At 62.2% G+C, this 24,075-nt stretch carries 27 protein-coding genes and 1 tRNA gene; 15 read left to right on the top strand and 13 right to left on the bottom strand.

From position 1 onward, the window contains the following. Positions 1-46: 46 nt before the first annotated feature. Positions 47-1,174 carry an FUSC family protein gene (locus AC6I97_RS01250; RefSeq protein ID WP_224167431.1) on the bottom strand — a complete coding sequence of 376 codons (1,128 nt, stop codon included), beginning with the start codon at positions 1,172-1,174 and terminating at the stop codon, positions 47-49. Between the two features lie 236 nt (positions 1,175-1,410). Between AC6I97_RS01250 and pstS the strand changes: the two genes are divergently transcribed. From pstS to pstB, 4 genes are all read left to right on the top strand, one after another. After that, positions 1,411-2,532 (top strand): phosphate ABC transporter substrate-binding protein PstS, encoded by a 1,122-nt coding sequence (gene pstS / locus AC6I97_RS01245; protein WP_497943867.1) that lies wholly within the window; start codon positions 1,411-1,413, stop codon positions 2,530-2,532. A 136-nt stretch (positions 2,533-2,668) separates the two neighbouring features. Next, on the top strand, positions 2,669-3,601 hold the full coding sequence (gene pstC / locus AC6I97_RS01240) for a phosphate ABC transporter permease subunit PstC (RefSeq protein WP_497943866.1): 933 nt from the start codon (positions 2,669-2,671) through the stop codon (positions 3,599-3,601). Further along, on the top strand, positions 3,602-4,705 hold the full coding sequence (gene pstA / locus AC6I97_RS01235; RefSeq protein ID WP_497943865.1) for a phosphate ABC transporter permease PstA: 1,104 nt from the start codon (positions 3,602-3,604) through the stop codon (positions 4,703-4,705). Positions 4,706-4,767: 62 nt separating this feature from the next. Next, positions 4,768-5,547 carry a phosphate ABC transporter ATP-binding protein PstB gene (gene pstB / locus AC6I97_RS01230; protein ID WP_224094655.1) on the top strand — a complete coding sequence of 260 codons (780 nt, stop codon included), beginning with the start codon at positions 4,768-4,770 and terminating at the stop codon, positions 5,545-5,547. A gap of 151 nt (positions 5,548-5,698) precedes the next feature. Here the strand turns inward: pstB and AC6I97_RS01225 are convergent, their stop codons facing one another. From AC6I97_RS01225 to AC6I97_RS01215, 3 genes are all read right to left on the bottom strand, one after another. Further along, complete coding sequence (locus tag AC6I97_RS01225) at positions 5,699-6,715, bottom strand: inorganic phosphate transporter (protein WP_497943864.1); 1,017 nt, start codon at positions 6,713-6,715, stop codon at positions 5,699-5,701. Between the two features lies 1 nt (position 6,716). Continuing rightward, positions 6,717-7,334, bottom strand: coding sequence for a DUF47 domain-containing protein (locus AC6I97_RS01220; protein WP_224166027.1), 618 nt, complete (start codon positions 7,332-7,334; stop codon positions 6,717-6,719). A 333-nt stretch (positions 7,335-7,667) separates the two neighbouring features. Continuing rightward, the gene (locus AC6I97_RS01215; protein WP_216922681.1) at positions 7,668-8,327 is read right to left on the bottom strand and encodes a hypothetical protein; all 660 of its coding nucleotides are present in this window, start codon (positions 8,325-8,327) and stop codon (positions 7,668-7,670) included. A gap of 239 nt (positions 8,328-8,566) precedes the next feature. Here AC6I97_RS01215 and AC6I97_RS01210 point away from each other — a divergent pair. After that, positions 8,567-8,639, top strand: a tRNA-Lys gene (locus AC6I97_RS01210). Between the two features lie 88 nt (positions 8,640-8,727). Here the strand turns inward: AC6I97_RS01210 and AC6I97_RS01205 are convergent. The 6 genes from AC6I97_RS01205 to AC6I97_RS01180 form a co-directional block, all read right to left on the bottom strand. Beyond that, positions 8,728-9,117, bottom strand: coding sequence for a hypothetical protein (locus AC6I97_RS01205; protein ID WP_224166028.1), 390 nt, complete (start codon positions 9,115-9,117; stop codon positions 8,728-8,730). Between the two features lie 111 nt (positions 9,118-9,228). Beyond that, complete coding sequence (locus AC6I97_RS01200; protein ID WP_497943863.1) at positions 9,229-9,579, bottom strand: hypothetical protein; 351 nt, start codon at positions 9,577-9,579, stop codon at positions 9,229-9,231. A gap of 11 nt (positions 9,580-9,590) precedes the next feature. Further along, positions 9,591-10,313: a GAF and ANTAR domain-containing protein gene (locus AC6I97_RS01195; RefSeq protein WP_497943862.1), complete on the bottom strand. Its 723-nt coding sequence runs from the start codon at positions 10,311-10,313 to the stop codon at positions 9,591-9,593. Between the two features lie 127 nt (positions 10,314-10,440). Beyond that, positions 10,441-11,235, bottom strand: a complete 795-nt coding sequence (locus AC6I97_RS01190; protein WP_497943861.1) for an ANTAR domain-containing protein — start codon at positions 11,233-11,235, stop codon at positions 10,441-10,443. Then, positions 11,228-11,524: a hypothetical protein gene (locus tag AC6I97_RS01185; RefSeq protein ID WP_224166032.1), complete on the bottom strand. Its 297-nt coding sequence runs from the start codon at positions 11,522-11,524 to the stop codon at positions 11,228-11,230. Before AC6I97_RS01185 ends, AC6I97_RS01190 begins: the two co-directional genes overlap by 8 nt. 5 nt (positions 11,525-11,529) lie before the next feature. Next, positions 11,530-12,249, bottom strand: coding sequence for a GAF and ANTAR domain-containing protein (locus AC6I97_RS01180; protein ID WP_497943860.1), 720 nt, complete (start codon positions 12,247-12,249; stop codon positions 11,530-11,532). Between the two features lie 229 nt (positions 12,250-12,478). Between AC6I97_RS01180 and AC6I97_RS01175 the strand changes: the two genes are divergently transcribed. Then, positions 12,479-13,582 (top strand): D-TA family PLP-dependent enzyme, encoded by a 1,104-nt coding sequence (locus AC6I97_RS01175; protein ID WP_497943859.1) that lies wholly within the window; start codon positions 12,479-12,481, stop codon positions 13,580-13,582. Positions 13,583-13,648: 66 nt separating this feature from the next. Here AC6I97_RS01175 and AC6I97_RS01170 read toward each other — a convergent pair whose 3' ends face one another. Continuing rightward, entirely contained in the window at positions 13,649-14,608 is a 960-nt protein-coding gene (locus AC6I97_RS01170) for a 2-hydroxyacid dehydrogenase (protein WP_497943858.1), read from the bottom strand. Then, entirely contained in the window at positions 14,605-15,804 is a 1,200-nt protein-coding gene (locus AC6I97_RS01165; protein ID WP_224094666.1) for a pyridoxal phosphate-dependent aminotransferase, read from the bottom strand. The genes AC6I97_RS01170 and AC6I97_RS01165 overlap by 4 nt, the downstream gene beginning before the upstream one ends. A gap of 157 nt (positions 15,805-15,961) precedes the next feature. On the opposite strand from AC6I97_RS01165, the gene AC6I97_RS01160 reads away from it, so the two are divergent. The 9 genes from AC6I97_RS01160 to AC6I97_RS01120 all read left to right on the top strand — a co-directional run bounded on the left by AC6I97_RS01160 (position 15,962) and on the right by AC6I97_RS01120 (position 23,098). After that, complete coding sequence (locus AC6I97_RS01160) at positions 15,962-16,582, top strand: DedA family protein (protein ID WP_224094667.1); 621 nt, start codon at positions 15,962-15,964, stop codon at positions 16,580-16,582. Between the two features lie 95 nt (positions 16,583-16,677). Next, complete coding sequence (locus AC6I97_RS01155) at positions 16,678-16,980, top strand: urease subunit gamma (protein WP_224094669.1); 303 nt, start codon at positions 16,678-16,680, stop codon at positions 16,978-16,980. 9 nt (positions 16,981-16,989) lie between these two features. Beyond that, complete coding sequence (locus AC6I97_RS01150; protein ID WP_224094672.1) at positions 16,990-17,358, top strand: urease subunit beta; 369 nt, start codon at positions 16,990-16,992, stop codon at positions 17,356-17,358. Continuing rightward, entirely contained in the window at positions 17,355-19,085 is a 1,731-nt protein-coding gene (ureC, locus tag AC6I97_RS01145) for an urease subunit alpha (protein WP_497943857.1), read from the top strand. Before AC6I97_RS01150 ends, ureC begins: the two co-directional genes overlap by 4 nt. 7 nt (positions 19,086-19,092) lie before the next feature. Next, positions 19,093-19,566 (top strand): urease accessory protein UreE, encoded by a 474-nt coding sequence (gene ureE, locus AC6I97_RS01140; RefSeq protein WP_497943856.1) that lies wholly within the window; start codon positions 19,093-19,095, stop codon positions 19,564-19,566. A 141-nt stretch (positions 19,567-19,707) separates the two neighbouring features. Further along, positions 19,708-20,379, top strand: coding sequence for an urease accessory protein UreF (locus AC6I97_RS01135; protein ID WP_497943855.1), 672 nt, complete (start codon positions 19,708-19,710; stop codon positions 20,377-20,379). Between the two features lie 12 nt (positions 20,380-20,391). Beyond that, positions 20,392-21,009 (top strand): urease accessory protein UreG, encoded by a 618-nt coding sequence (ureG, locus tag AC6I97_RS01130; RefSeq protein ID WP_497943854.1) that lies wholly within the window; start codon positions 20,392-20,394, stop codon positions 21,007-21,009. Beyond that, complete coding sequence (locus tag AC6I97_RS01125; protein WP_497943853.1) at positions 21,006-21,989, top strand: urease accessory protein UreD; 984 nt, start codon at positions 21,006-21,008, stop codon at positions 21,987-21,989. The genes ureG and AC6I97_RS01125 overlap by 4 nt, the downstream gene beginning before the upstream one ends. Beyond that, entirely contained in the window at positions 21,989-23,098 is a 1,110-nt protein-coding gene (locus AC6I97_RS01120) for a HoxN/HupN/NixA family nickel/cobalt transporter (protein WP_497943852.1), read from the top strand. The genes AC6I97_RS01125 and AC6I97_RS01120 overlap by 1 nt, the downstream gene beginning before the upstream one ends. Here AC6I97_RS01120 and AC6I97_RS01115 read toward each other — a convergent pair. Beyond that, positions 23,076-24,053 (bottom strand): serine hydrolase domain-containing protein, encoded by a 978-nt coding sequence (locus tag AC6I97_RS01115; protein ID WP_497943851.1) that lies wholly within the window; start codon positions 24,051-24,053, stop codon positions 23,076-23,078. The genes AC6I97_RS01120 and AC6I97_RS01115 overlap by 23 nt on opposite strands. Positions 24,054-24,075 lie beyond the last annotated feature (22 nt).

Genomic DNA, 24,075 nt, shown 5'->3' with positions numbered 1-24,075 from the left:
GTTCGGCCGGCGGATTGTCATTAAATGCCATCTCGGCGGGAGCGGCCTACAGAGCCGGCAGCACGTCCCGGGCCTCGTCGGGTTCCAAACCGCTCGCTTCCAGCAAATCCACCATGAGGGGGCGGAACAACATCACCACGGTTTCGCCCTCAAGCTTCTGAACGTCCAGCATTTTGGGGTGCAGGCGCGAGGCGATGTCGGTCAGCTCGTTGCGTGCGTGACGCAGATGAACGCGGCGGGTTCCTTCGCTCTGCTCCGCCAGGCCGATGGTCAGTTCATCGATTGCGGCGGCAGTTTCCTGCAGCACCTCGGAAATGCTTTCAATTGCTTCGTCGGACAGCGCAGCATGGTTGATTGCGCTGGTGAGCCTGCGGGCAAAAACGCGGCTGTTACGGAGCGCGAGGTCGATGTATTCCAGCGAGTGCTCCAGGCTGGCTAGCTCGTCGCGGTGCCTCCGGTGCGCCGGGGCGAGCGTTGCAACTTCGCCGGACGCCCGCAGGGTCTGCCGCATCCGGTCCACCAGTGGCTGGCAGTTACGGCCGCGAATCAGCGCGTGCCAGGCGATGGTGGAGTCACTTTCGACCATGGCCTTGGCGCACTCGCGCAGCACTTCGGCGAGTTCGTGCAGGATTTTTTGGACATCCTTTCGCGGCTCCCGGCGCGGGTCCTTCGGCACCAAAATGGTCACCAGCAGAGCGAACACCCCACCCACCACCGCATCCAGGCTTCGCGTGAACGGCCCGCCGGCCGGCGCAGGCAGCAGCACCACCAGCAGCGACTGGAGCCCCAGCTGGGTGGTGAAAATAGTCCCGCTGTCCAGGAACCTGGCCAGCAGGATAGAGAAAAGAAGCACGACGGCGGCCTGCAGGATCCCAGCGCCCAGCCAGTGGAGCAGCAGGTCACCCACCACGATGCCGAGCGTGCAGCCCAGACCGACCTCAATAACACGGCGCAAGCGCGGATCACGGGAGAAGCCGAGCGCAATCAGCGAAGAAGTGGCCGCGAACAAGGGCCCCTGGTGACCCAGTACGTATTCCGCGAAAGCATAGGCCCCCACTGCGCACACCGTCATTTGAATAGCGGGCGTCAGCGAGTTCCGGCTACGGACCAATCCCGTCCGGACTCTGGCACGCAGGAACCTCTTGCTTGCAGAAAATCCCTTCGCGGCAGCCATGTCCTCCAGTCTATTTGCCCAACGGCCGCCAAAGACGGGAACCCAGCCCCCACTCAAGGTGGCACGCGCCACATAACCCAATGGTCCGCCGTCGTTCACTTTGCGTTCACCTTCCACGTCAGATCCCGTTACCTGCGCTGCTTACCTTCAGTAAAGGCACAAAAGGTCCATAGCTCACGCACGCCGAAATCTCCGTTCGGCCCGCATCAGAGAATCCCTGGAAGGGGTACATCCAAGTGAAGGCAACTCGCTTCGGCCGCAACGCGGCAATCGCGGTCATCGCAGCTGGCGCTCTCGCGCTCACCGCTTGCGGTTCAGACAACGCAACGGGCACCGCCGCTGGCACGCCGTCAGCAGCATCGGGCACCAAGGTCACCGGCACCCTCACCGGCATCGGCGCATCCTCCACCGGCGCAGCCATGGACGCCTGGAAGGCCGGCTTCGCCAGTGCAAACCAGGGCGCGACCGTGCAGTACTCCCCGGACGGTTCCGGCGCAGGCCGCAAGGCCATCATCGACGGCTCGGCACAGTTCGCCGGCTCGGACGCTTACCTGAAGGACGAAGAGCTCGAGAGCTCCAAGGCCAAGTGCGGCCCTGAAGGCGCCATCAACATCCCGGTGTACATCTCCCCGATCGCCGTCGCTTTCAACGTTCCGGGCGTCACTGACCTTAAGCTCGACGCCGCGACTGTCGCCAAGATTTTCCGCGGCGAAATCGCCAACTGGAATGACCCCGCAATCGCGGCCCTGAACGCCGGCGTTACCCTGCCGGACCTCAAAGTCACCCCGGTGAACCGCTCTGACGATTCCGGAACCACCACCAACTTCACCGACTACCTCGCAGCTGCTGCTCCCGAGGTCTGGACGGACAAGGCCGCAGGCATCTGGCCGGCAAGCCTGAAGGGCGAGAACGCCAAGGGCACCTCCGGCGTCGTCAAGACCGTCACCGACACCCCGGGCGCCGTGACCTACGCCGATGACTCCGCTGTCTCCGGCAAGCTGGGCACCGCATCCATCAAGGTCGGCGAGGAATTCGTCAAGATCTCCGCTGACGCTGCTTCCAAGGCCGTCGAAGCCGGCAAGCCCGTTGACGGCCGCGCCGCCAACGACGTTGCCATCAAGCTGGACCGCAAGACCACCGTCTCCGGCGCCTACCCGGTAGTGCTCGTTTCCTACCACGTCGTATGCACCACGTACGAGACCAAGGCAGTCGCTGACCTGGTCAAGGCCTTCGAAAACTACGTAGTTTCAGACGAAGGACAGAAGACCGCCGCTGACGCTGCCAAGTCCGCACCGCTCTCCAAGACGCTGCAGGACAAGGCCAAGGCCGCCATCGAAACCATCAAGGCCAAGGCCTAGGATTTCCGGCGGGTTTGCCTGAACCCGGCTAAACACTGAAGTTCCCTGTCCTGCGCGGAGTGGCTGAAAGGCCGTTCGCGCGGGATAGGGAACTTAGCCATGTAAGACCAGTTCACTGAGACTGAAGGATCGTGAAGTGACCACCAACTCCCTGACAACCTCCCAAGGCGCAGGACGCGCAGGGGACAAGGTTTTCTCCGGTGCCGCCATGGCCGCAGGGTGCCTGATTCTCGCGGTTCTCTTCGGAGTCGCCCTGTTCCTCGTGGTGCAGGCAATCCCCGCACTCGTCGCACCGCCTGCGGACATCCAGGGCGGCCACGGCTTCTTCGCCTACATCGCCCCGATCGTGGTGGGCACGCTCATCGCCGCCGTGATCGCACTCGTCATCGCGACCCCCGTGGCAATCGGGGTGGCCCTGTTCATCTCGCACTACGCCCCGCGCCGGCTGGCTTCGGGGCTCGGCTACGTTGTGGACCTGCTGGCCGCCATCCCCTCCGTCGTCTACGGTGCGTGGGGCGCGGCTATCCTGGCCAAGGAAATTTCCCCGGCCTACGACTGGCTCGCCAACAACCTCGGCTGGATCCCGATCTTCCAGGGACCGGCATCCGCCACCGGCAAGACCATCCTCACCGCCGGCATCGTCCTGTCCGTCATGGTCCTGCCCATCATCACCTCCCTGTCCCGCGAAATCTTCCTGCAGACCCCCAAGCTGCACGAAGAAGCTGCGCTCGCATTGGGAGCCACCCGCTGGGAAATGATCCGCATGGCCGTACTTCCGTTTGGTCGTCCGGGAATCGTGAGCGCCATCATGCTGGGCCTGGGCCGTGCCCTTGGCGAGACAATGGCGGTTGCACTGGTGCTGTCCTCGGGAGTCTTGACTGCAAGCCTCATCCAGTCCGGCAATCAGACCATCGCCGCCGAAATTGCGCTGAACTTCCCGGAAGCCAGCGGGCTCAAGGTCAATACGTTGATCGCCGCAGGCCTGGTGCTGTTCGTCATCACCCTTGGCGTGAACATGATTGCCCGCTGGATCATCACCAAGCACAAAGAATTCTCGGGAGCCAACTAAATGACCGCCACCGTAGTCCGCAAGCGCTCGGCGCTCACCAAGGGCCAACTGCCCAAGTTCGCGCCCTACATCGTCCTGGCAGTCGCGCTGATCGTGGGCGCAGCCATCCTGGCCCTCATCGGCTTCAACGCCTTCGGCTGGGGACTTGTCAGCGCGGTCCTGTTCACCCTCGGCCTGGTGGCATGGAGTGGAGCCGTTGAAGGCGCCCGCAAGGCCAAGGACAAGCTGGCAACCTGCCTGATTGTCGGGGCTTTCCTGATTGCCCTCCTGCCGCTGATCTCCGTCATCTGGACTGTGCTGGTGAACGGCATTCCCGGCCTGGTAACTCCCGGATTCCTGGGTACGTCCATGAACGGCGTCACCGGTGCGTTCGACAACAAGGCTGCGGAAGAAGGCGGCAAAGTCCTCGGCGGCATTTACCACGCACTGCTGGGCACCCTCCAGATCACGCTCCTTGCCACGGTCATCTCCGTGCCGGTCGGCCTGCTGACCGCCATCTACCTGGTGGAATACGGCAATGACCGTCCCCTTGCCCGCGCCATTACGTTCTTCGTGGATGTCATGACCGGCATTCCCTCCATCGTTGCCGGCCTCTTCGCGGCAGCATTTTTCTTCGCGGTTGTCGGCCCCGGCACCAAGACCGGTGCGGTAGCCGCCGTCGCGCTTTCCGTCCTGATGATCCCGGTAGTGGTCCGCTCCAGCGAGGAAATGCTCAAGATCGTCCCGAACGAGCTCCGCGAAGCCTCCTACGCCCTCGGCGTGCGTAAATGGCGCACCATCACCAAGGTGGTTATTCCGACGGCGATCTCCGGCATTGCGTCCGGCGTTACCCTGGCGATCGCCCGGGTTATCGGCGAGACCGCTCCCATCCTGGTCACTGCAGGCTTCGCGACCACCATCAACAACAACGTCTTTGGCGGTTGGATGGCCTCGCTGCCCACGTTCATCTACACCCAGATCCTGAACCCGACGTCGCCGTCCAACCCTGGCCCCTCGGACCAGCGGGCATGGGGCGCCGCTTTGGTGCTGATCATCCTGGTGATGCTCCTGAACTTCGGAGCCCGCCTCATCGCCCGCCTGTTCGCTCCCAAAACGGGACGCTAGGCCGCGACGGTTTTTCGGCCCCAACCAACACTTCCATAAACCCCCAAGGAATAAGGAACACCATGTCCAAGCGCATCGACGTCAAAGACTTGAATGTCTACTACGGCAGCTTCCTGGCTGTCGAGGACGTCAACATCAACATTGAAGCCAAGTCCGTCACGGCCTTCATTGGCCCGTCCGGTTGTGGCAAGTCCACCTTCCTCCGAACGCTGAACCGCATGCACGAGGTCCTTCCCGGTGCTCGCGTCGAGGGTGAGGTCCTGCTCGACGGCGACAACCTCTACGACCCCGGCGTTGACCCGGTGACCGTCCGCACGCAGGTCGGCATGGTTTTCCAGCGCCCCAACCCGTTCCCCACGATGTCGATCCGGGACAATGTCCTGGCCGGCGTGAAGCTGAACAACAAGAAGATCTCCAAGGGCGAAGCAGATGCCCTGGTGGAGAAGTCCTTGATCGGAGCCAACCTGTGGAATGAGGTCAAGGACCGCTTGGACAAGCCAGGTTCCGGCCTTTCGGGCGGCCAGCAGCAGCGCCTCTGCATCGCCCGCGCAATTGCTGTTGAGCCCCAGGTGATCCTCATGGACGAGCCTTGCTCGGCTCTGGACCCCATCTCCACGCTGGCGGTCGAGGACCTCATCAATGAGCTCAAGGACCAGTACACCGTGGTGATCGTTACCCACAACATGCAGCAGGCTGCCCGTGTGTCCGACAAGACTGCGTTCTTCAACATCGCCGGCACCGGCAAGCCCGGCAAGCTCATCGAGTTCGCTGACACCACCAGCATCTTCAACAACCCATCCCAGAAGGCCACGGAAGACTACGTCTCCGGCCGCTTCGGATAAGGGTTTGCAGGTTCCGGCTTTGGGGAGCCGGCAATGAACGACGGCGGCCGTCGCCTTGGGGGTACGGCCGCCGTCACTTTTTGTACCCAAGTAAGTCGCAATTGTGCGCGTTTTGAGCCCTCAAAACGCTCTTAAGTGCGACTCAGACGGGTCAGAGGTCTGCCAGGGGCGAGAATGCCAACTCAAGGACGAAGGCCATTGCGGCCGTGACGAGCGGCGTGGCAACCCAAAACAGGAGAATCCTGCGAACAAGACGCCTGTTGGTGATGGCGAAGCGCTGGTTGGTGCCTGCTCCCAGTACGGATGCGGTCAGCGTATGGGTTGTGGACAGTGGTAGCTGCAGGCCGATGGCGCCAATGAAGAGCATCATGGAAGTCAGGGTTTGGGCCACAAACCCTCGCAGAGGGTCAACGCGGATCAACTTGTGACCCAGCGTGTGCGAGATCCTCCAGCCACCAAACATGGTGCCCGCTGTGAGCATGATCGCGGTCAGAATGAGGATCCACAGGGGCAATTCGCCCCCACTGGACAGTCCCGCCGCTACCAACGCCAACAGGAGAACGGCCGCGGTACGCTGCCCATCCTGGAGCCCATGGCCAAAAGCCACGGCCGCAGCAGAGACAGCTTGCGCCCGGCGGAAACGCCTGTTGATGACATTCGGCTGCGTATAGCGCGCAGCCCAGGTCACCGGCCAAACGAGCAAATAGGCAGCCACAAAAGCGATCACAGGTGACAGGACCAAGGGCAAAGCGACCTGGGTCAGGAGGACGTTGTCCACCCCGTTGATCGAGTGCCCGCCCACCAGCACGCTCGCAGCGCCTGCGCCGATCAATCCGCCCACGAGTGAGTTGGTGGAAGACAACGGGATGCCCCGCCACCACGCGTATACGCCCCAGATGATGGATGCGGCGAGGGCAGACGTCAGCATTGTTAGCCCGCCAATGCCGTTGGGCAGGATGATCCAGGACTGCGTAAATGCCAGGACGAAGCTGCCGCTGAGCATGGCGCCGATGAAGTTGAAAACAGCAGCCAGGAGGACCGCCACGGATGGCGTGAGGGCTCGTGTCCTCGTGGAAAGTGCTACGGCATTGGAGACGTCACGGAAGCCGTTGAGGAAAGCGAATCCTGAAGCCAAACCCACCACGAGGACCAGGAATGCAACGATCACGTCATGATTCCTTGACGATGATGCTGCCTACCTGCGTGGCGATCTTCCGCATGTCCTTGGTGACTTCCACCAACTGGTTGGCGATGTCCCTGTGCCGGGCGTACTGCGTGGATTTCATATCCTTCAGCATCTCGGCCACCCATGTGCGGTGGGTTCGCTCTGCACGTTTCGCCAGCCTGAGGATCTCAATCCAGTAGTCTTCGAGTTCGTCGAGGTCCTCAAGCTTTCGCATGGCGTCCACCGTCAGTTCGGCTTGGCGGCTGATGATCTCCAGTTGGTCGGCCGCGCGCTTGGGCAGGCGTTCCAGCTTGTAGAGCGCAACCAACTCGCCCGCGGCGTCGAGCTTCTCCATGGCCTCGTTGAGGTGCCGGGACAGCGTGTACATGTCCTCGCGGGGGAGCGGGTTCACGAAGCTGGTGCGCATGTGCGTCAGGAGCGCAAAGTGCAGGTCCAGGGATTTCGACTCGTGCTCGTGGAGTTCCTCGGTCAGGCGTGCGTGCTCACTGGCCTGGGCGCCGAGGATCTCTGAGAGCGTTCCGGTGGCGGCCACAATGACGCCTGCCATCTGCGCGAGCAGTACGAGCCCGGCAGGTTCCTGGGGGAAAAGGCGCAGCTTCATTTCGCTTCCGGGCCGGGGACGGATGGGCTGCGGGCCGCTTGACTTGACGCTTCCCGCTTCGGCCCCAACTTTACCTGTACGACGACGGCCACCGCTAAGTCTGCGGGTGTGGCAGCGGCTCACATTCAGGGGTGGCTAGCCCTGATCCGGGCCTGGGCATAAAAATGGTGCCGAACCGGATACGCCTCTCGGCGGTAGGCCGCTCGGAGCGGCTATAAGTTGAAGCCCGGGGGTTTCGCGGTTCGGCACCAGTTTCAGTGTTCTACGTCGGTGCGGCTAAGTCAACATTGACAGGCAAGGCCCGACGTGGGTAAATTCAGGGGTTTTTGGGCCCTAATCCAGCTCCCCCAAGCGCCATGCATTGGCTGCGTGCTCGAGGTCCTCGGCGGTCTTTACCAGCTGGTGCGAGTTGCGTGTGAGCTTGCTTGCATGGCTTTCATTGCTGTGCTCCGCCCCGTCCGCCAGGGTTGCCTGGCCGAGCGCCACAACCCGGCAGAACGCAGCGGAACGTTCCAGCGCGACGTCGAAATCGCCGTCGAACGCTCCGGACAAAATGGCATCTGCCATGGTCTTCATTTCGTCGGCTCCGGGTGGCTCCGCTGCCCCTGCAACCACGTTGGATACCTGGGCGGTGTCGCGGCCTGCCCTGAAGTAAACAGAAATGCGCTCGGGGTTCTGGATGGTGGCGGCGCGGAGGGCGTAGAGCCTCCACAAAGCACCGGGCAGGGAACGGGCGGGGCTTTCGGCCCACATCTCGGCGATGGCTTCGAGGCCCTGCTCGTCGGCCAGCTTCACCAGGCGACGGGTGACTTTGGGGTCGTCGCTGTCACGGCCACGTTTTACGAGCGCCTGGGCGGCCAGGTGGGCAGCCTCGGAGACGCGGGCGGGATCTGCCCCACCGGCGAACGGTTCGAAGTCGATGGGCGCGAAGGGCTTGGGCTTGTGGTGCCTGTTCGCTCCGCCGTACGCACGTGATCCTGGCTGTTCGCTCATGAGTTCACCGTACTCCTGTGCCCTGATGGGGTCGAGTAACGGTTTCTTTGGCTGCTTTCTTGCTGCCTGTGCGCCTTCCCGACCTACTTTGCCGCTGGAGGTGGGCCGACGCGCCGCTGCCGCCGCGCGCCGTCGTCGGCTCTTCGCTCAAAAGAGGTCACGACGCCGCGTTGCAGGCCCCGTTCCTCGACTGGCTTGACGTTGAGGTACAGTATTCATGGCTGTTTCAACAGCTGGAGGGGCCTTTAGCTCAGTTGGTAGAGCATCGGACTTTTAATCCGTGGGTCGTGGGTTCGATCCCCACAGGGCCCACCCTTTCTGCAGGCCGGAGACGTTGAGTCTCCGGCCTGTTTTTGTTCCCGGCGTGGGGTTCCGTGTTGAGCCCACGATGCCGGGCTTCCTAGGCGATTGCCTGTGATCCGTCCTGGAAGATCGGATACAGCGAAATAGGTGTGACCGTCTCCTCTGACGGAGCGTCGTGGAAAGGCTCTGGCGCCTTTGTTGCTGGCGTAGGAGCCGGTTGCCCGGCGGCGACGATTTCCAGTGATTCCATATCCAGCAGTCGTCGGCTCCCGGTTTCTGCATCCTGGAGCCAGAACAGATCGGTACCCGCGATTGTCTTGAGCACCGTGCCCCGGTGGTAAAGGCGGCCGTTGTGCCACGCCTCTATGTATTCGCCTGGGCTGAGAGCGTGTGGCTCCTCCTTGCTGCCCGGCAAGGTGCCAAAGGCCTGCGCCAGGCTGGCCTGCGTTTTCAGCGCCTGGAATAGATCCCTGTTTGCAGTGCTCATGTTTGCTCCCCTCAGCCGGCTGTTGCCATCTTTGGCCGGTTGGCCTTGTGGCTCCAGCCTTTCGCATTCATGTTGCAGGGGCGTTGCAGGCGGATGAGCGCTGTGTGACAGCTAGTGGGGATCGGCTTCGTCGCCTGGAGCGTCCATGCCGGAACCCGTCCCTGGAGCCGGGTCGGAGCCAGGCTCGGAACCGTTCGAATCCGAGTTGGGAAGCTCGTCAGCGTACGGTGCGTGGGGACCGGGTTGGTTATTCAGGAGCTCGTTTGCCGCCATTGCCAGGAGGTCCCTTTCCAGTTCCGGAACGGACAGCATTCCCTGCAGGTACGCCTCCACCTCGTACTCACCCACGGACCCGCCGATGCTGAAGTACTGCAGCCACAGCGCGCCCGTGCTGATCCGCGCAGCGGAGAGGGCTTCCAGGAGCCTTCGGCGTTGCTCGGGTTCTTTACGTTCGAAGCCCATATCCTGCGGCCTTAGTTGTTGTCTGCCGGGATCCCGGCTACAAGCTCGGCGCTGACTTCCTGCAGGGTTCTGCTTTGGTCGCGGGCGTTCCCTATCAGTTGCTGCAGTGCCCGTTCGTGAGTGATCTTGTGGCGTTCCATCAATATCCCGCAGGCCCGGTTGACCAAATCGCGGCTGTGCAGGGCGGCCTGCAGTCCCTCACTGATGCGCTTGGGTGTCTCAGTGCTTTGAATGTGGGAAAGAAGGGTGGCAGCAGGGGAAGCGAAGAGCTCCATCAGCGTGACTGTGCCTGCATCAAAGACGGCAGGTTCCGGCGCGTAGATCTTAATAGCGCCAATGCTGCGTCCGTTTGCTATCAGGGGTGCGCTGACCACTGACCTGATGGGAAGGGAGCTGACGGCAGTACGCCATTCCGGCCAGCGCGTGTCCGTGCCTAGGTCTTCGATCAGCACGCTTTCTTCCGAGGCCCACGCCGTCAGGCAGGGACCCTGGCCCAGATCATATTGTAGGAAGTCCGCCTGCTCCACGATGTTGTCGGTGAATCCAGTGCTGGTCCTCCGTGCCTGCGAATCCAGGATGGAGACGCCTGCGCCAAGTGTGCCGGGTACGGACTCCTTGATGGCCAGCGACAGGCTTTGAACGGCTTGGTCAACCTTTTCCTCGGTCAACAGGAGGCCAAGAATCCGGCCGATGGCGCCCGAGAGTTCGTCCAGAGGAAGGTGCTTCTTGGTCATGATCTTCTTCCCGGCCGTTCAGGTCGGCTGGCCGACTGAAACAATCTTTGAATCGCTGGACTCCCGTGTTCCAAATCCAGCCTAATGGGTTTTGGACCAGAAAAACCGCATGTAGTCAGGCTGCTTCCTATTCCTCAAAAGGTGCTGAGATCCTCCGATCCCCGGCAATCTGGGCGATGATCCCCTGGGCCACTGCCCGGAGTTTGATGTTGCGGTGGCTGGACGCGCTGACGAGGATTTGGAAGGCCGCGTCCCGGCTGCAGCGGTTCTGCGCCATGATGATTCCGACGGCGGTGTCTATGGTCGTGCGGGATTCGAGAGCGGCGGTGAGGTTCTCGCGCGCGTCCCGCAACTGGGCGATCTTCAAGGCCAGATGGAGGGCTTTGGCCGCAGTTGCAGTAACGCGCTCTGCCGACAATAAGTCCTCGTGGGAGAAGCCATGGGGGCGCTCGGAGTAGAGATTCACCACGGCCTCCGCCGTGCTGTTCAATTCCATGGGAAAGGCCAGGATGGAGCCCACGTTGGAAGCCGCTGCGGCCCGCATGTACTCAGGCCAGCGATCTTCCTCATAAACGTTCGGGACGTGGCTGATCGTTCGTGTGCGAAGGGCCGATAGGCAAGGGCCATCGCCGAAACTGTTCTGGATCTCGTCCAGTTTGCGTGCCAGGGGATCGCTATCAGCCACGGCCACGGGTTTCTTCTGCCGAATGACGGTGACTCCGCAGGCAATCGTGTTTCCGTTCCTTGTGAGCTTCTGCGCGATCAACTCAGCGAGGTCCTGGAGGAATTCACGGATATCGGCATTTTCCACCAAGAGATCCTGCAGATGTTCAACGAAGTCCGTCAGATCCAGCCTGTCCTCATAATGACCAAGATAACTGGGAGGACTTGCGATGTGGCGCGATGGCTGGGTTTCAGTCATTACCGTTCCTTTGATATTCATCGGCACTATTGCCCGCCGGTTCTATCCGGCCGTCTGATGTGAGCTCCCTGAAAGCAGTATCTACGAGTTCCATCTGGCCTGGGGCAAGAACCAGAAGTCCGTTGAGGTAAGCGTCCAGCGCCAGCTCATCGGCATCCCCGCCAATCCCGAAATAGTAGATCCACAGACTGTTGAGGCTTACTGTTCCGTTTCGGAATCTATCGGCGGCGTGCATGCGCTGGTCATATTCATTGTCGTTTTCCGGTGCCCCCCAGGGTTCGGAGTTCATAGAGCCTACCTACCCTCCTTATCCTCGTGACCGGCCCGTTTCAGGATGTCTTCGGCAATTTCGTGCAGCCGCTTATCGCTGTTGCGCGACGCCAACTGTATGAGCCTGACGGCAGCGTCCCGGCTGCAACGGTTCTGCATCATGATGAGGGAAATAGCCGCATCCACTATCGCCCGCGATTCCAACGCGGAACGCAGGTGCACAGGATATGGATCCGGTGTGTGCAGGCGCAGGGCGAGCCGGAGAATCCTGGACAAGGATTCTGCGTGCTTCACAATGGATGCCACGGTCTCTGGATCGAACGTTCCTGCTTCGGTGGAGTAGCAGTTCAGCGCGGCCCTTGAGTCGTCGTCGGTAGGGATCGGAACCGCCAACATGGTCGTGATAGCTTCCTGCGAAACAGCGTCGGCGTAGTGCTGCCAGCGGACGTTGGCCTGAAGGTCCTCAACCAAGACGGTCTGCCGTTGCCGGAGCGCGGTAAGGCATGGGCCGTCGTCGAACTCGTACTGTTTCTCGTCCAGGCGCTGAGCCGCCTCTGTGCTGCTCGCCACCGTGGACGGGCCCGCGTCCCGTTCTACGGTAATGGCACACAGCATGGGGACATCCCCGCCCAACAAGGAAGCCGAAATAGTGGTCAAACCAAGGAGGAATTCCGTGAATCCGGGGCTCTCCAACAGCAGGTCCTGCAACTGTTCCGCTGTGGGTACTGCATCGTTCTGGGCCATTCGGCCTCATTCCAGGCAATGCCAGAGCGATTGACTCCGGCTGGCGGCAGTGCGCTCGAGTTCGCGCACAACCCGGATAGTTAACTCCGGACCATTTGCCACACCCGAAATCTCCTACTACCGACACTACGCCTGGGCCATCCGGCGCAACAGTGCCGCATGGTCTGCAACGATGTATTCCAGCAACCCGGCGAGCGGATGCAGGCCGTAGGACGTTACTGTTCTAAGAATGAATCACGCAGTCCCGGACGGAATCGTCACACCAGCCATCATGATCGACGTCGATATCCTCGACCGGAATATTCAACGCATGGCATCGAGCATGCTGAGCAGGGGACTGAGGCTCCGCCCGCATGTGAAGACACACAAGACCCTGGAGATCGCAGCCAAGCAGCTCGCGGCTGGAGCAGTTGGGCTGACGGTTGCGACGATCGGGGAAGCCGAAGTCTTCGCAGCCGGCGGCGCCACGGATATCTTCATCGCCTACCCGCTGTGGGTTGAGGCGCACCACGCTGAGCGGCTGCGGAAGCTTGCCAGGACGTGCAGCATCGCGGTCGGCACCGATTCAGCGGAAAGCGCGACGGCGATGGGACGCCAGTTGGGCGCCGACGCCAGAAGCATCGATGTCCTGATCGAAGTGGACAGCGGGCATCACCGCAGCGGGGTCCTGCCCGGAGAAGTGGTGGAGGTTGCGCGGGCGGCTTCGGCAAACGGCTTGAACATTGCGGGCGTCTTCACATTCCCCGGACACAGTTACAAACCGGGAATGCCAAGGGATGCAGCGAGTAACGAGAATGAGGCCCTTGGCCGTGCTTCTGCCGCATTGGAGCACGCCGGTTTTGAGGTCCGAACCGTCAGCGGCGGCTCTACCCCGACCGCATTGCTCGACGCCGAAACCCTGGCCACTGAGCTCCGCCCGGGCGTATATGTTTTCGGAGACGCCCAGCAGCTTGAACTCGAACGGAGCACGTGGGATGACATTGCGCTGACTGTCGCTGCGACTGTGGTCAGCCGCCACGAGTCCGACGGCGGGAATGTCCGGCGGGTGGTTGTGGACGCGGGCAGCAAGATCCTGGGCAGCGACCGCCCCGACTGGGCCACCGGATACGGGCGCCTGCCGGAATACCGGGAGGCCAGGATTACGGCGCTCTCCGAACACCACGCCACAGTTGTTTGGCCGGACTCTGAGGAGCTTCCGGCGCTAGGCACGCGGCTCAGGCTGATCCCCAACCACGTTTGCCTGGCCATGAACCTCGTGGACGAGGTCGCTGTGGTTCGTGAGGGGGCAGTGGTGGACACATGGAAGGTCGCAGCGCGCGGCAAGAATAACTAGTTGGGGTATGGGGCTGTGACGGCGGGGGAAATTTACCCGCCGTCACAGCAACTGTCGCGGCGTCCCTTAGCCGATGGGAGTCGGCGGTTGTTTCCCCCCGAGCACGGCGAGCGTGTTATCCGCCGCGAGTACTGCCATGGCAGTGCGCGTTTCTACGGTGGCGGAGCCGAGGTGCGGCACCAGCGTCACGTTTTCCAGCTCCAGCAGCCACGGGTGCACCTTGGGCTCTTGTTCAAACACATCAAGGCCTGCGCCTGCGATCTGTCCTTCGCGGAGGGCCAGGGCGAGTGCGGATTCGTCGATGATGGGTCCGCGGGCCGTGTTGACGAGGTAGGCGGAGTCCTTCATCGTGCTGAGTTGCTCGGCGCCGATCAGGTGGTGCGTGCCCGGCCCGTACGGGCAGTGCAGTGAGACGACGTCGGAGATCGCAAGCAGTTCGTCGAGCTCCACCCGCCGTGCGCCGAGTTCTGCGGCGATGGCGGGGTCGATTTCGCTGCGGGACTGGTAGACGATCTCCATGCCGAAGGCCTTGGCCCGGCGGGCTGTGGCTTGTCCGATGCCACCCATTCCGACGATGCCCAGGGTCTTGCCCTGCAGGCTGGAGCCGAGCAGGAAGAACATGCCCCATTTCCATGGCTGACCGGCCCGGATGAGCCGTTCGCCCTCGCCGAGCCGACGGGTGGCCATGAGGATGAGTCCGAACGCGATGTCGGCTGTGGCTTCGGTAAGCACGCCCGGGGTGTTGGTGGCGGTGATGCCGCGTTCCGTGCAGGCAGGGACGTCGATGTTGTCGTAACCCACGGCGACGTTGGAGACGACCTTCAGCTGCGGACCGGCGGCGTCGAGCAGTTCAGCGTCGATGCGTTCGGTGAGCAGGCTGACGATCGCGTCAGCTCCGGCCACCCGCCGCAGGAGTTCCTCGCGGCTGATTGATTCGGAGCCTTCCCAGGCGTCAACGTCGTGGGAAGCGCGGAGCTTTTCGAGTGCCGGCTGGGGCACGCGTCCTGTGACGACTACGCGGCTCATGCTGCCTCGATCCATTCGCGCAGGCGGCCCAGGCCCTCACGGATGGCGTCCGCTTCGATGCCGGAGTAGGCCAGGCGGATGTACTGCCGTTCCTCGCCTGGCAGTCGCCGGCCGAAGTGTTCACGGGTGCAGAAGGAAACGCCCGTCTTGTATAGGGCGTCGGAAGCGAAGTCGCCGACGGCGGTGTAGCCCAGCCGCTGCATGGCTTCGGTGACGTCGGGGAACAGGTAGAACGTGGACTGGGGCACGGCCACGCTCATGCCGGGGATGGCGTTGACAATGTCGCACGCGGCGTCCCGGCGTTCCTTCAGGATGTCCAGCATCTGCTGCACCGGTTCCTGGGGGCCGCGGAGTGCTTCGATGCCGGCCCACTGCACGTAGTGCGTGGTGCACGATTCATCGTTGGTGTTCAGGGTGCTGAGCACCTGCGCGATCTCGCGCGGGGCCACAGCACAGCCAAGGCGTGAGCCGGTCATGGCGAACTTCTTGCTGAACGTGTACAGGATCACGGTGCGTTCGGCCATGCCCGGAAGGGAAGCAATCGAGCTGGAGACACCTTCGTAGCGGGTTTCGAAATACGCTTCGTCGGATAGGACCCAGAGGTCGTGCTCGATCGCGATTTGGGCGATGGCTTCACGTTCGGCCGCCGTGGACTCGGCAGAGATGGGGTTCTGCAGGTCGTTGTAGATGATCGCGGCCGTGTTCGGAGTGATGGACGCACGGACCTGGTCAAGGTCGATCGCGAAGCCCTTGCTCGTGGGCACGTAACGGTACGGGACGGCCGTCCCGCCGAGGTATTCGATCTGCGACTCGTAGATCGGGAAGCCGGGATTGGGGTAGAGCACTTCCTGGCCGGGGTTCATGACCGCCTGCAGGAACTTGGTGATCACTGGCTTGCCGCCGGTCATCACCACAACGTTCTCCGGAGAGAACTCCATGCCACGCCGTGACCCTAGGTCCTCGGCCAGGGCTTCCCGGAGCTGGGGGATGCCAGGACCCGGGCAGTAGCCCGTGTACCCGTCGGCAATGGCCTTGTTCATGGCCTCAACGATGTGCGGGGCCGTCGGGATATTGATATCGCCGAGGTGGAAGGGATACACCAGGTTTCCCTTCGACTTCCAAGCGGCAGCGGCCTGCGCGACGCTGAAAGCAGTTTCGGTGCCCAGACGTTCGAGCCGGTGTGCGAGTTTCTGCATCTGCTGTTTAACTCCTCATCGAGCTGATCACGGTCTCACGTGAAGTACTCAACTAGTATATTAGTGATGTATTAGACTGTCTATGGATAAGCCGTCACTAAAAACAGAGCGCGAAAACGACTCCCGCCGGACCCGCTGACCTGACACACTCAAGCCCATGCAGTCGTTGTTCGACGGACTCCTTCACGCCAGCCCGCTGGTAGTGATGTGCATCGTGTTCGCACTGGTCTTTGCCGAGGACGCGTTGTTTATCGGCTTCGTGATCCCAGGCGAAACGGCGGCCGTGGTGGGGGGAGTCTTTGCCAGCCGTGGTGACCTTCCGCTGTGGAGCATGATCATGATCGTCATCTCGGCAGCCATCCTGGGTGACACTGTGGGCTACGAGATCGGCAAACACCTGGGTCCACGGATTATGGCCCTGAAACTCCTGGATAAGAGACGGGCCCAGCTGCAGAAAGCCGAGGATTTCCTCGCCCGCCGTGGCGGCCTCGCCGTATTCCTCGGCCGCTTCACCGCCTTTTTCCGCGCCGTCATGCCGGCGCTCGCCGGGCTCAGCCGGATGCCCTACCGCCGCTTCGCCATCTGGAACTTCACAGGTGGCATCATCTGGGGTGCACTGTTCGTGACCCTGGGATTCATCGCCGGGAACTCCTACGAAGAACTAGCCCATGCAGTGGGGCGCGGTGCCGCAGTGGTGGTGGGCGTCGTCGTGGTTGTCATGCTCGGCGTGTGGCAGGTCCGAAAGCATCGAACGGCGGCAAAACCCACAGCTGACTGAGACCCTCTGGAAACGTGGCGGAAACGTCCAGTCCTTACGCTGATCACAAACTGTCCCTTAGTGTGCACCCAGGTAGCGGCTTTTGAGGAGAATTGATGCATCTTTTGCCCCGTGAGCAGGAAAAACTCATGATCGTGGTGGCTGCCGATCTGGCCAGGCGAAGGCAGGCGCGCGGATTGAAGCTGAACTACCCGGAAGCCATAGCGATCATCAGCTACGAGCTCATCGAGGGCGCGCGGGACGGCAAATCCGTCGCGGAGCTCATGAGTTACGGAACCACGTTGCTGAGCCGCGAGGACGTGATGGAAGGCGTGCCGGAGATGATCCACGACGTCCAAATCGAAGCCACCTTCACCGATGGCACAAAGCTCGTCACAGTCCACAACCCCATCCGATAGGAGCCACCCATGATCCCCGGTGAATACAGGCTGCGCCCCGAGCCAATCGCGTGCAACAACGGCCGTGAGGCGATCGCCGTCGAGGTTGTCAATCGAGGCGACCGTCCAGTCCAGATCGGTTCGCACTACCACTTCGCGGAGGCCAACCGTGCCCTGGAGTTCGACCGTGAAGCCGCGTACGGCCGCCGCTTGGACATCCCCGCCGGCACAGCAGCCCGCTTTGAACCGGGCGACAAGAAGACCGTGCACCTGGTGGAGCTGGCAGGTTCCCGCGAAGTTTTCGGCCTGAGTAACGCCGTCAATGGAATGCTCGACGGCGGCACCCGCCCCGGCGGGACCGCTCGCCCGGGTGTTGCTATGGAAGGAGATGCGAAGTGAGCTTCGAGCTTCCCCGCCGGCAATACGCCGAGCTGTACGGCCCAACGACAGGTGACGCAATCCGCCTGGCGGACACGGAACTGTTCCTCGAAATTGAGAACGACTACACCGTCTACGGCGAAGAAGTGGTCTTCGGGGGCGGCAAAGTCATCCGCGACGGCATGGGCCAAAACGGCCAGGCGACGCGCTCCGAGGACATCCCCGACACTGTCATCACCAACGTCATCGTCCTGGACTACTCGGGCATCTACAAGGCCGATGTAGCCCTGAAGGACGGGCACATTTTCAAGATCGGCAAAGCCGGCAACCCGCAGATCATGGACGGCGTGGACATCGTGATCGGCGCCAGCACCGAGATAGTCGCCGGGGAACGCAAAATCCTCACAGCCGGTGGCGTCGACACACACATCCATTTCATTTCCCCCGAACAGGTTCCCACTGCACTCTGCAGCGGCGTGACCACAATGGTGGGCGGGGGCACGGGACCTGCGGAAGGAACCAAAGCCACCACCATCACCCCCGGATCCTGGCACATCTCCCGCATGCTCCAGGCTGCCGAAGGGCTCCCCATCAATATCGGCCTGCTGGGCAAAGGCCACGCGTCCGCCGTCGAGCCCCTCGCGGAGCAGATCCGCGCCGGTGCCGTAGGCCTGAAAGTCCATGAGGACTGGGGCTCCACCACGTCCTCCATAGACATGTCCCTGCGGGTGGCCGACGAATACGACATCCAGGTCGCTATCCACACAGACACCCTCAACGAATGCGGCTTCGTGGAGGACACCATCAACGCAATCGACGGCCGGGTCATCCACACCTTCCACACAGAGGGCGCCGGCGGCGGTCACGCCCCGGACATCATCAAGATCGCCGGGCTGCCCAACGTGCTACCCGCCTCCACCAACCCCACGCTTCCGTACACCAAAAACACCATAGAAGAGCACCTGGACATGCTCATGGTCTGCCACCACCTCAACCCGGACATCCCGGAAGACGTGGCCTTCGCCGACTCCCGCATCCGTGCCGAAACCATCGCCGCCGAGGACGTCCTGCACGATCTCGGCATCTTCGCCATCACGTCCTCGGACTCCCAGGCAATGGGCCGCGTAGGCGAGGTGATCACCCGGACCTGGCAAGTGGCCGATGCCATGAAACGGCAGCGCGGCATGCTGAAGGACCCAACCGGTGCCCCGCACGGCTCAGCAGAAAGCGACAACTTCCGGCTCAAACGCTACATAGCCAAATACACCATCAACCCCGCCATCGCACAGGGCATGGCAGACGTCATTGGCTCCGTCGAAGAAGGAAAATTCGCGGACCTGGTGTTGTGGGACCCCGCCTTCTTCGGAGTGAAACCCGAGCTCGTCATCAAAGGCGGACAGATCGCCTACGCACTCATGGGCGACTCCAACGCCTCCATTCCCACGCCGCAGCCCCGCACCATGCGGCCCATGTTCGCCACCTACGGAAGAGCACTCCAACACACGTCCATCACGTTCCTCTCCAAAGCCGCGATCGACGCCGGTGTGCCGGCCGAGCTTGGCCTCGAACGCCTCATCCGGCCCGTCACCGGCATCAGGAACCTGCGCAAAGCCGACCTCAAGTTCAACGGCGAAACCCCCGACATCGTCGTCGACCCCGAAACCTACAAGGTGACAGTTGACGGCGTCGAAGCCACCTGCGAACCCTCCGACGTGCTGCCCATGGCGCAGCGCTACCACCTCTTCTAGGACCCACATGATCATCGAAAAAATCCTGGGCAACCTCCACGAACAGCCCGACGCCTACGCCGGCCGCCACAAAGAAAAAGTGATCCTACCCAGCGCCCTGCTCGTCAAACGCATCCAACGCGTCACCACCGACCACGGCAAAGAACTCGGCATACGGCTCCCCACCGGATCCGGCGACCTGCGCGACGGCGACATCCTCGCCGCCGACGACACCAACCTCATCGTCATCTCCGTGCTGCCAACAGACGTCCTCGTCATAGCTCCGCGCAGCATCCACGAAATGGGGGTCGTCGCACACTCCCTCGGCAACCGGCATCTGCAGGCGCAATTCTTCGACACCTCATCCGAATACGGGGCCGACGTCATGGTCTGCCAGTATGACCACACGGTCGAGGACTACCTGAAGAGCGTCGGTGTTCCCTACGACAGGCAAGAGCGGGTCATGCCGGTGCCCTTCCGCCATGCTGAGCATTCGCACTAAAGCGCTGCGCTGCGTCAGGTTGGGTGCGCGCGCTTGCGCTCCACTGGGAAGGGGGCCGTGCCCGCTCCGCGATGCCCGCCACGCCGCGGCCCCCTTCCCAGCTCCGCTCCAGCGCGCAGCCCTCACCTCGGGCGGTGCGCTTTGAGTGCGACATATCAGCTGGCTCTTCAGCAGTTGGTCGACTCTGCGTTGCCTACGGGAGCGTTTGCTCATTCTTTGGGGTTTGAGAGCTACATCCACCGCGGGCTTGTTGGTGATGAGGGGTCGTTCGGGGTTTGGCTTTCTGCTTTTGTTGGGCAGCAGTTGACCTATTCGGATGGGTTGGCCGTGCGGTTCTTGTATGAGGGGGTGGATGTTGGCTTGTTGGATGCTGTTCTTTCTTCCCAGTTGTTGGCTCGGGAAGTGCGGGAGGCTTCTTTGAAGATGGGTGGGCGGTTGCTCGAGATTGGCGGGGAGGTGTTCCCGTCGGGGGAGTTGGATGCTTATCGGGAGCTGGTTCGTGAGGGGGACGCTGGGGGGCACCAACCGTTGGCTTTTGGGGTGATTGCTCGGTCACTGCAGGTTCCGTACGAGGAGGCTGTTTCTGCGTATTTGTTTGCCACCGTCACGTCCCTGACCCAGAACGCCGTGCGCGCCATACCGCTTGGGCAGAACGCAGGGCAGCGGGTACTTCGGCACGCGCACGACGCCGTCGCTGCCGCCGTCCGGGATATAGCACAACTGTGCTGGGACGACTTTGGGGCCGTCAGCCCCGGACTTGAAATTTCACAAATGCGGCACGAACGGCAACGCGCCCGCATGTTCATGAGCTAATCAGGAGGACACATGTCTGAACCCATCAAAATCGGCGTCGGCGGGCCGGTCGGCGCCGGCAAGACGCAACTCGTCGAGCGCATCACGCGCCACATGAGCCGCGACATTTCCATGGCCGCCATCACCAACGACATCTACACCATCGAAGACGCCAAAATCCTCGCAGCCAACGGCATCCTGCCCGAAGACCGCATCATCGGAGTCGAAACCGGCGGCTGCCCCCACACCGCCATCCGTGAAGACACCTCCATGAACACAGCAGCCATCGAAGAACTCAAGAGGCGCCATCCGGACCTGCAGGTCATCTTCGTCGAATCCGGCGGCGACAACCTCTCAGCCACATTCAGCCCCGAACTCGTAGACTTCTCGATCTACATCATCGACGTAGCCCAAGGCGAAAAGATCCCCCGCAAAGCCGGCCAAGGCATGATCAAATCCGACCTCTTCATCATCAACAAAACGGACCTCGCGCCGTTTGTGGGGGCGGACCTCGCGGTAATGGAGCGGGACTCCAAGGAATTCCGCGGCAACAAACCCTTCTGCTTCACCAACCTGAAGACCGACGAAGGGTTGGACGCCGTCCTGGAGTGGATCCGCCGAGATGTCCTGATGCTCGACCTGGCCGTATGACCCCGCCCAAGTCCACTCTCATCTCACCAGGGGCGGCGCCCGGGTCGAGTCCGGCGGCTTCGCCGGATTTGGGGCCGTGCCCGCTCCGCGGTGCCCACCACGCCGCGGCCCCCAAATCCGGCTCAGCCGCCTCAGCGTTTAGGACGCCGAGGGGCGAACTCCAATTGCGCGTCGCCGAGCGGGCTGGGCGATCCGTTGCCATCCATCAGTTTCATGAGGGCGCCTTGCGGGTTTTGCGGCCTCATTACTTGGATGGGTCCGGGCAGGTTTGCTACGTCATCGTGAATCCTGGCGGGGCTTATCTTGGGGGCGATCTGTTCCTCGTAGATGTTCACGTGCAAGAGGGGGCGGAGCTGTTGTTGACTACGCAGTCTGCCACCAAGGTTTATCGGACTCCGGGCTCGTTTGCTGAGCAGCGGATGAGTGTGCGGCTGGGGGAGGGGGCGCGGTTGGAGTTCGTGCCCGACCAGTTGATTGCTTATCGGGAGGCGAGTTATCGGCAGAATTCGCGCATCAGCCTCCACCCGACGTCGAGCCTTGTCATGGCTGAGGTCATCACGCCAGGGTGGTCGCCGGACGGCGCATCCTTCAAGTACGAAGAACTGCGACTGCGGAACGAGATCTGGATCGAAGACGAAAACGGAGCGAAACTGCTGGCTCTCGACAACCTCCTGATTCTCCCACCCGTCAACGATGTGGCAGGCATGGGGTTCATGGAGGGCTTCAGTCACCTGGGGTCGTTGATCGTGGTGGATCAGAAAGTGGATCAGGAGCTTGCCGATGAGCTGCACGAGCTCACCCGCCACCTCGACGCCTACACGGGCGTTTCCCTGACCAAAAGTGTTGGCGGCACTACGGGGCTTGTGCTGAGATCCTTGTCAAACAGCACCGACGAACTCAATCATCTGCTGGGCTCTTGCACCGGCGTTCTCCGTAAACGCTGGCACGGGCAGGAGCCCTTGAACCTGAGGAAGTATTAATGACTGCGCTGACCGGGTTCGCCGCCATGTACCGGGACCGGGAGAAGTTGCCATTGCGCACCCGGCTGCTTTTCACGTTCGGCGCGGTCGCCGCCCTACACATTGCCGCCGTCGTGCTTTTGCTGCTGGGTTCGCTTTCACCGCAGGGTTTGGTGGCGGCCCAGCCGCTTGCGTTCGGCTTGGTGATTACCGCGTACGTGGCCGGAATCAAGCACAGCTACGACTGGGACCACATCGCTGCGATCGATAACTCAACGCGCAAGTTCGTCGCGCAGCACAAGGATCCGGTGAGCGTCGGCTTCGCATTCAGCCTGGGCCACAGTTCCGTGGTGATCCTGGCGGGGCTCCTCGTGGTGGCGGGCGCAACGTTGATAGGCCAATTCATGGAGGACGGCACGGCGGGCAACAAGGTGCTGGGCCTGATCGGAAGCGGAGTGTCCGGTTTGTTCCTCCTGGGGATGGGGCTCTTCAACGGTTCGGCATTCATGCGTGCCACGCAGGTGTACTGGAGCGTCAAGGCCGGTGCGGCGATCAGTGCAGAAGACCTCGAGGCCAAAGGATTTGTTGCCCGTTTGCTGGCCAAGCCCCTGTCAAAGGTGGAGCGGCCGCGGAACATCTACGTGATCGGTTTCCTCTTCGGGCTCGGCTTCGATACGGCCACCACCATCGGACTACTGGTTATCACCACGACGGCGTCAATCGCCGGAGTCTCACCGCTCGCCTTGATGGCGCTGCCGTTCGCGTTCGCCGCGGCCATGACATTGTGCGATTCCATCAACGGCGTGGCCATGATGAAAATGTACAACTCCGCCATCAACGACCCCCAGCGCAAGCTCGGCTTCAACGTGGTGATCACCGGAATTTCGGCTGTGTCGGCGCTGTTCATCTCCGTGATCACGCTCGGGAGATTCGTCAACGCGGCGTTTGAACTCGAAGACCCGCTGACTACGTGGCTTGGAGGGATCGACCTTGGCGACGCAGGCCTGTTCCTTGTGGGCCTGTTCCTGATCGCATGGGCTGTTTCCGCGTGGCGTGCCCGCTCAGCTCGAAGCGCGCGCTTGGAACCAGGACAGTTGGAGCCAGGGCTCAGGAGGCAGCCACCGCGTTGAAAAGCTCATTGGTGTCCACGCCAAGGTCCGGTGTGTCCAGGACATTCGTCAGGAACACGACGCACCGGTCCTGCTCCGGGAACATCCACCATTCCGTGCCCGACCACCCGGGGTGACCGTAGATCCCCTGGGCAAGCAGCTCGGATTCGTTGGCTGGCATCTGGAAACCAAGGCCGGTGTGCCGCAAGGGCTTGGGCCGGACACTGATGTGGGAAACCCCGGTGGTTCTTGGCCGGCGCATGGCCGCAAGCGTGGCGGGCCGCACGGCCTTGCCGGAATTGCGCAGCAACTCGGTGCCGAGATTGAGCAGATCCGTGGCGGTGCCGAACAGCCCGGCGCCGGGGTGCTTCTTCTTGTACATCCCCTCAACGTCCAGCCCCTGCTCCTCTGCGCCACGGACTGTGTGCGGATTGCAGTCCGTGTGGAACGTGAGGCCTTTCGCGCCGGTGTCGTTGGCCAATGAACTGAGCTGCTCTTCGAACGGGCGACCATCGGCCCATTCAGCCATCGCCGCAGCACCCTCAAAAGCCACATTGCAGTACTGGACCAACGATCCCGCATAGAAGGCTTGCTCCGCCGTGGTGAGGTCTTCGCGGAGGCGAGTGCCGCCGTCGAGCTGTGTATCCATGATTCCCGAGCGGTGACTCAACAGGTGTTCGAGGGTCACCGTGTCCGTGCGGCCTGCGCCGAAGCCGGGGAGCGCGTCCGTCAATGAATTGACGAGCGACAATTTCCCCAGCTCAACCTGGCGCATCACCGTCAGTGCGCTGATGGGTTTCGTGACGGAGAACAGCGCAAAGTGGTCATCGGTGGTTGCCTTCCGGCCGTCGTCGTGCCCAAAGGCGACAACGTCGGAGATGCCGTGGCTCGATCCAATTCCCAGCGCGGCCACCGGCACGCGCCCCTGATCCACCTGTTTGCGGGCCCAGTCTGCTGCGGGACCTGATTCCACCATGTGACTTCCACGCTTTCGCTCG

The organism is Arthrobacter sp. TmtSoilC48, from assembly GCF_059739425.1.
The sequence above is the reverse complement of the archived record's forward strand: the minus strand, read 5'-3'. Positions and strand labels throughout refer to the sequence as shown.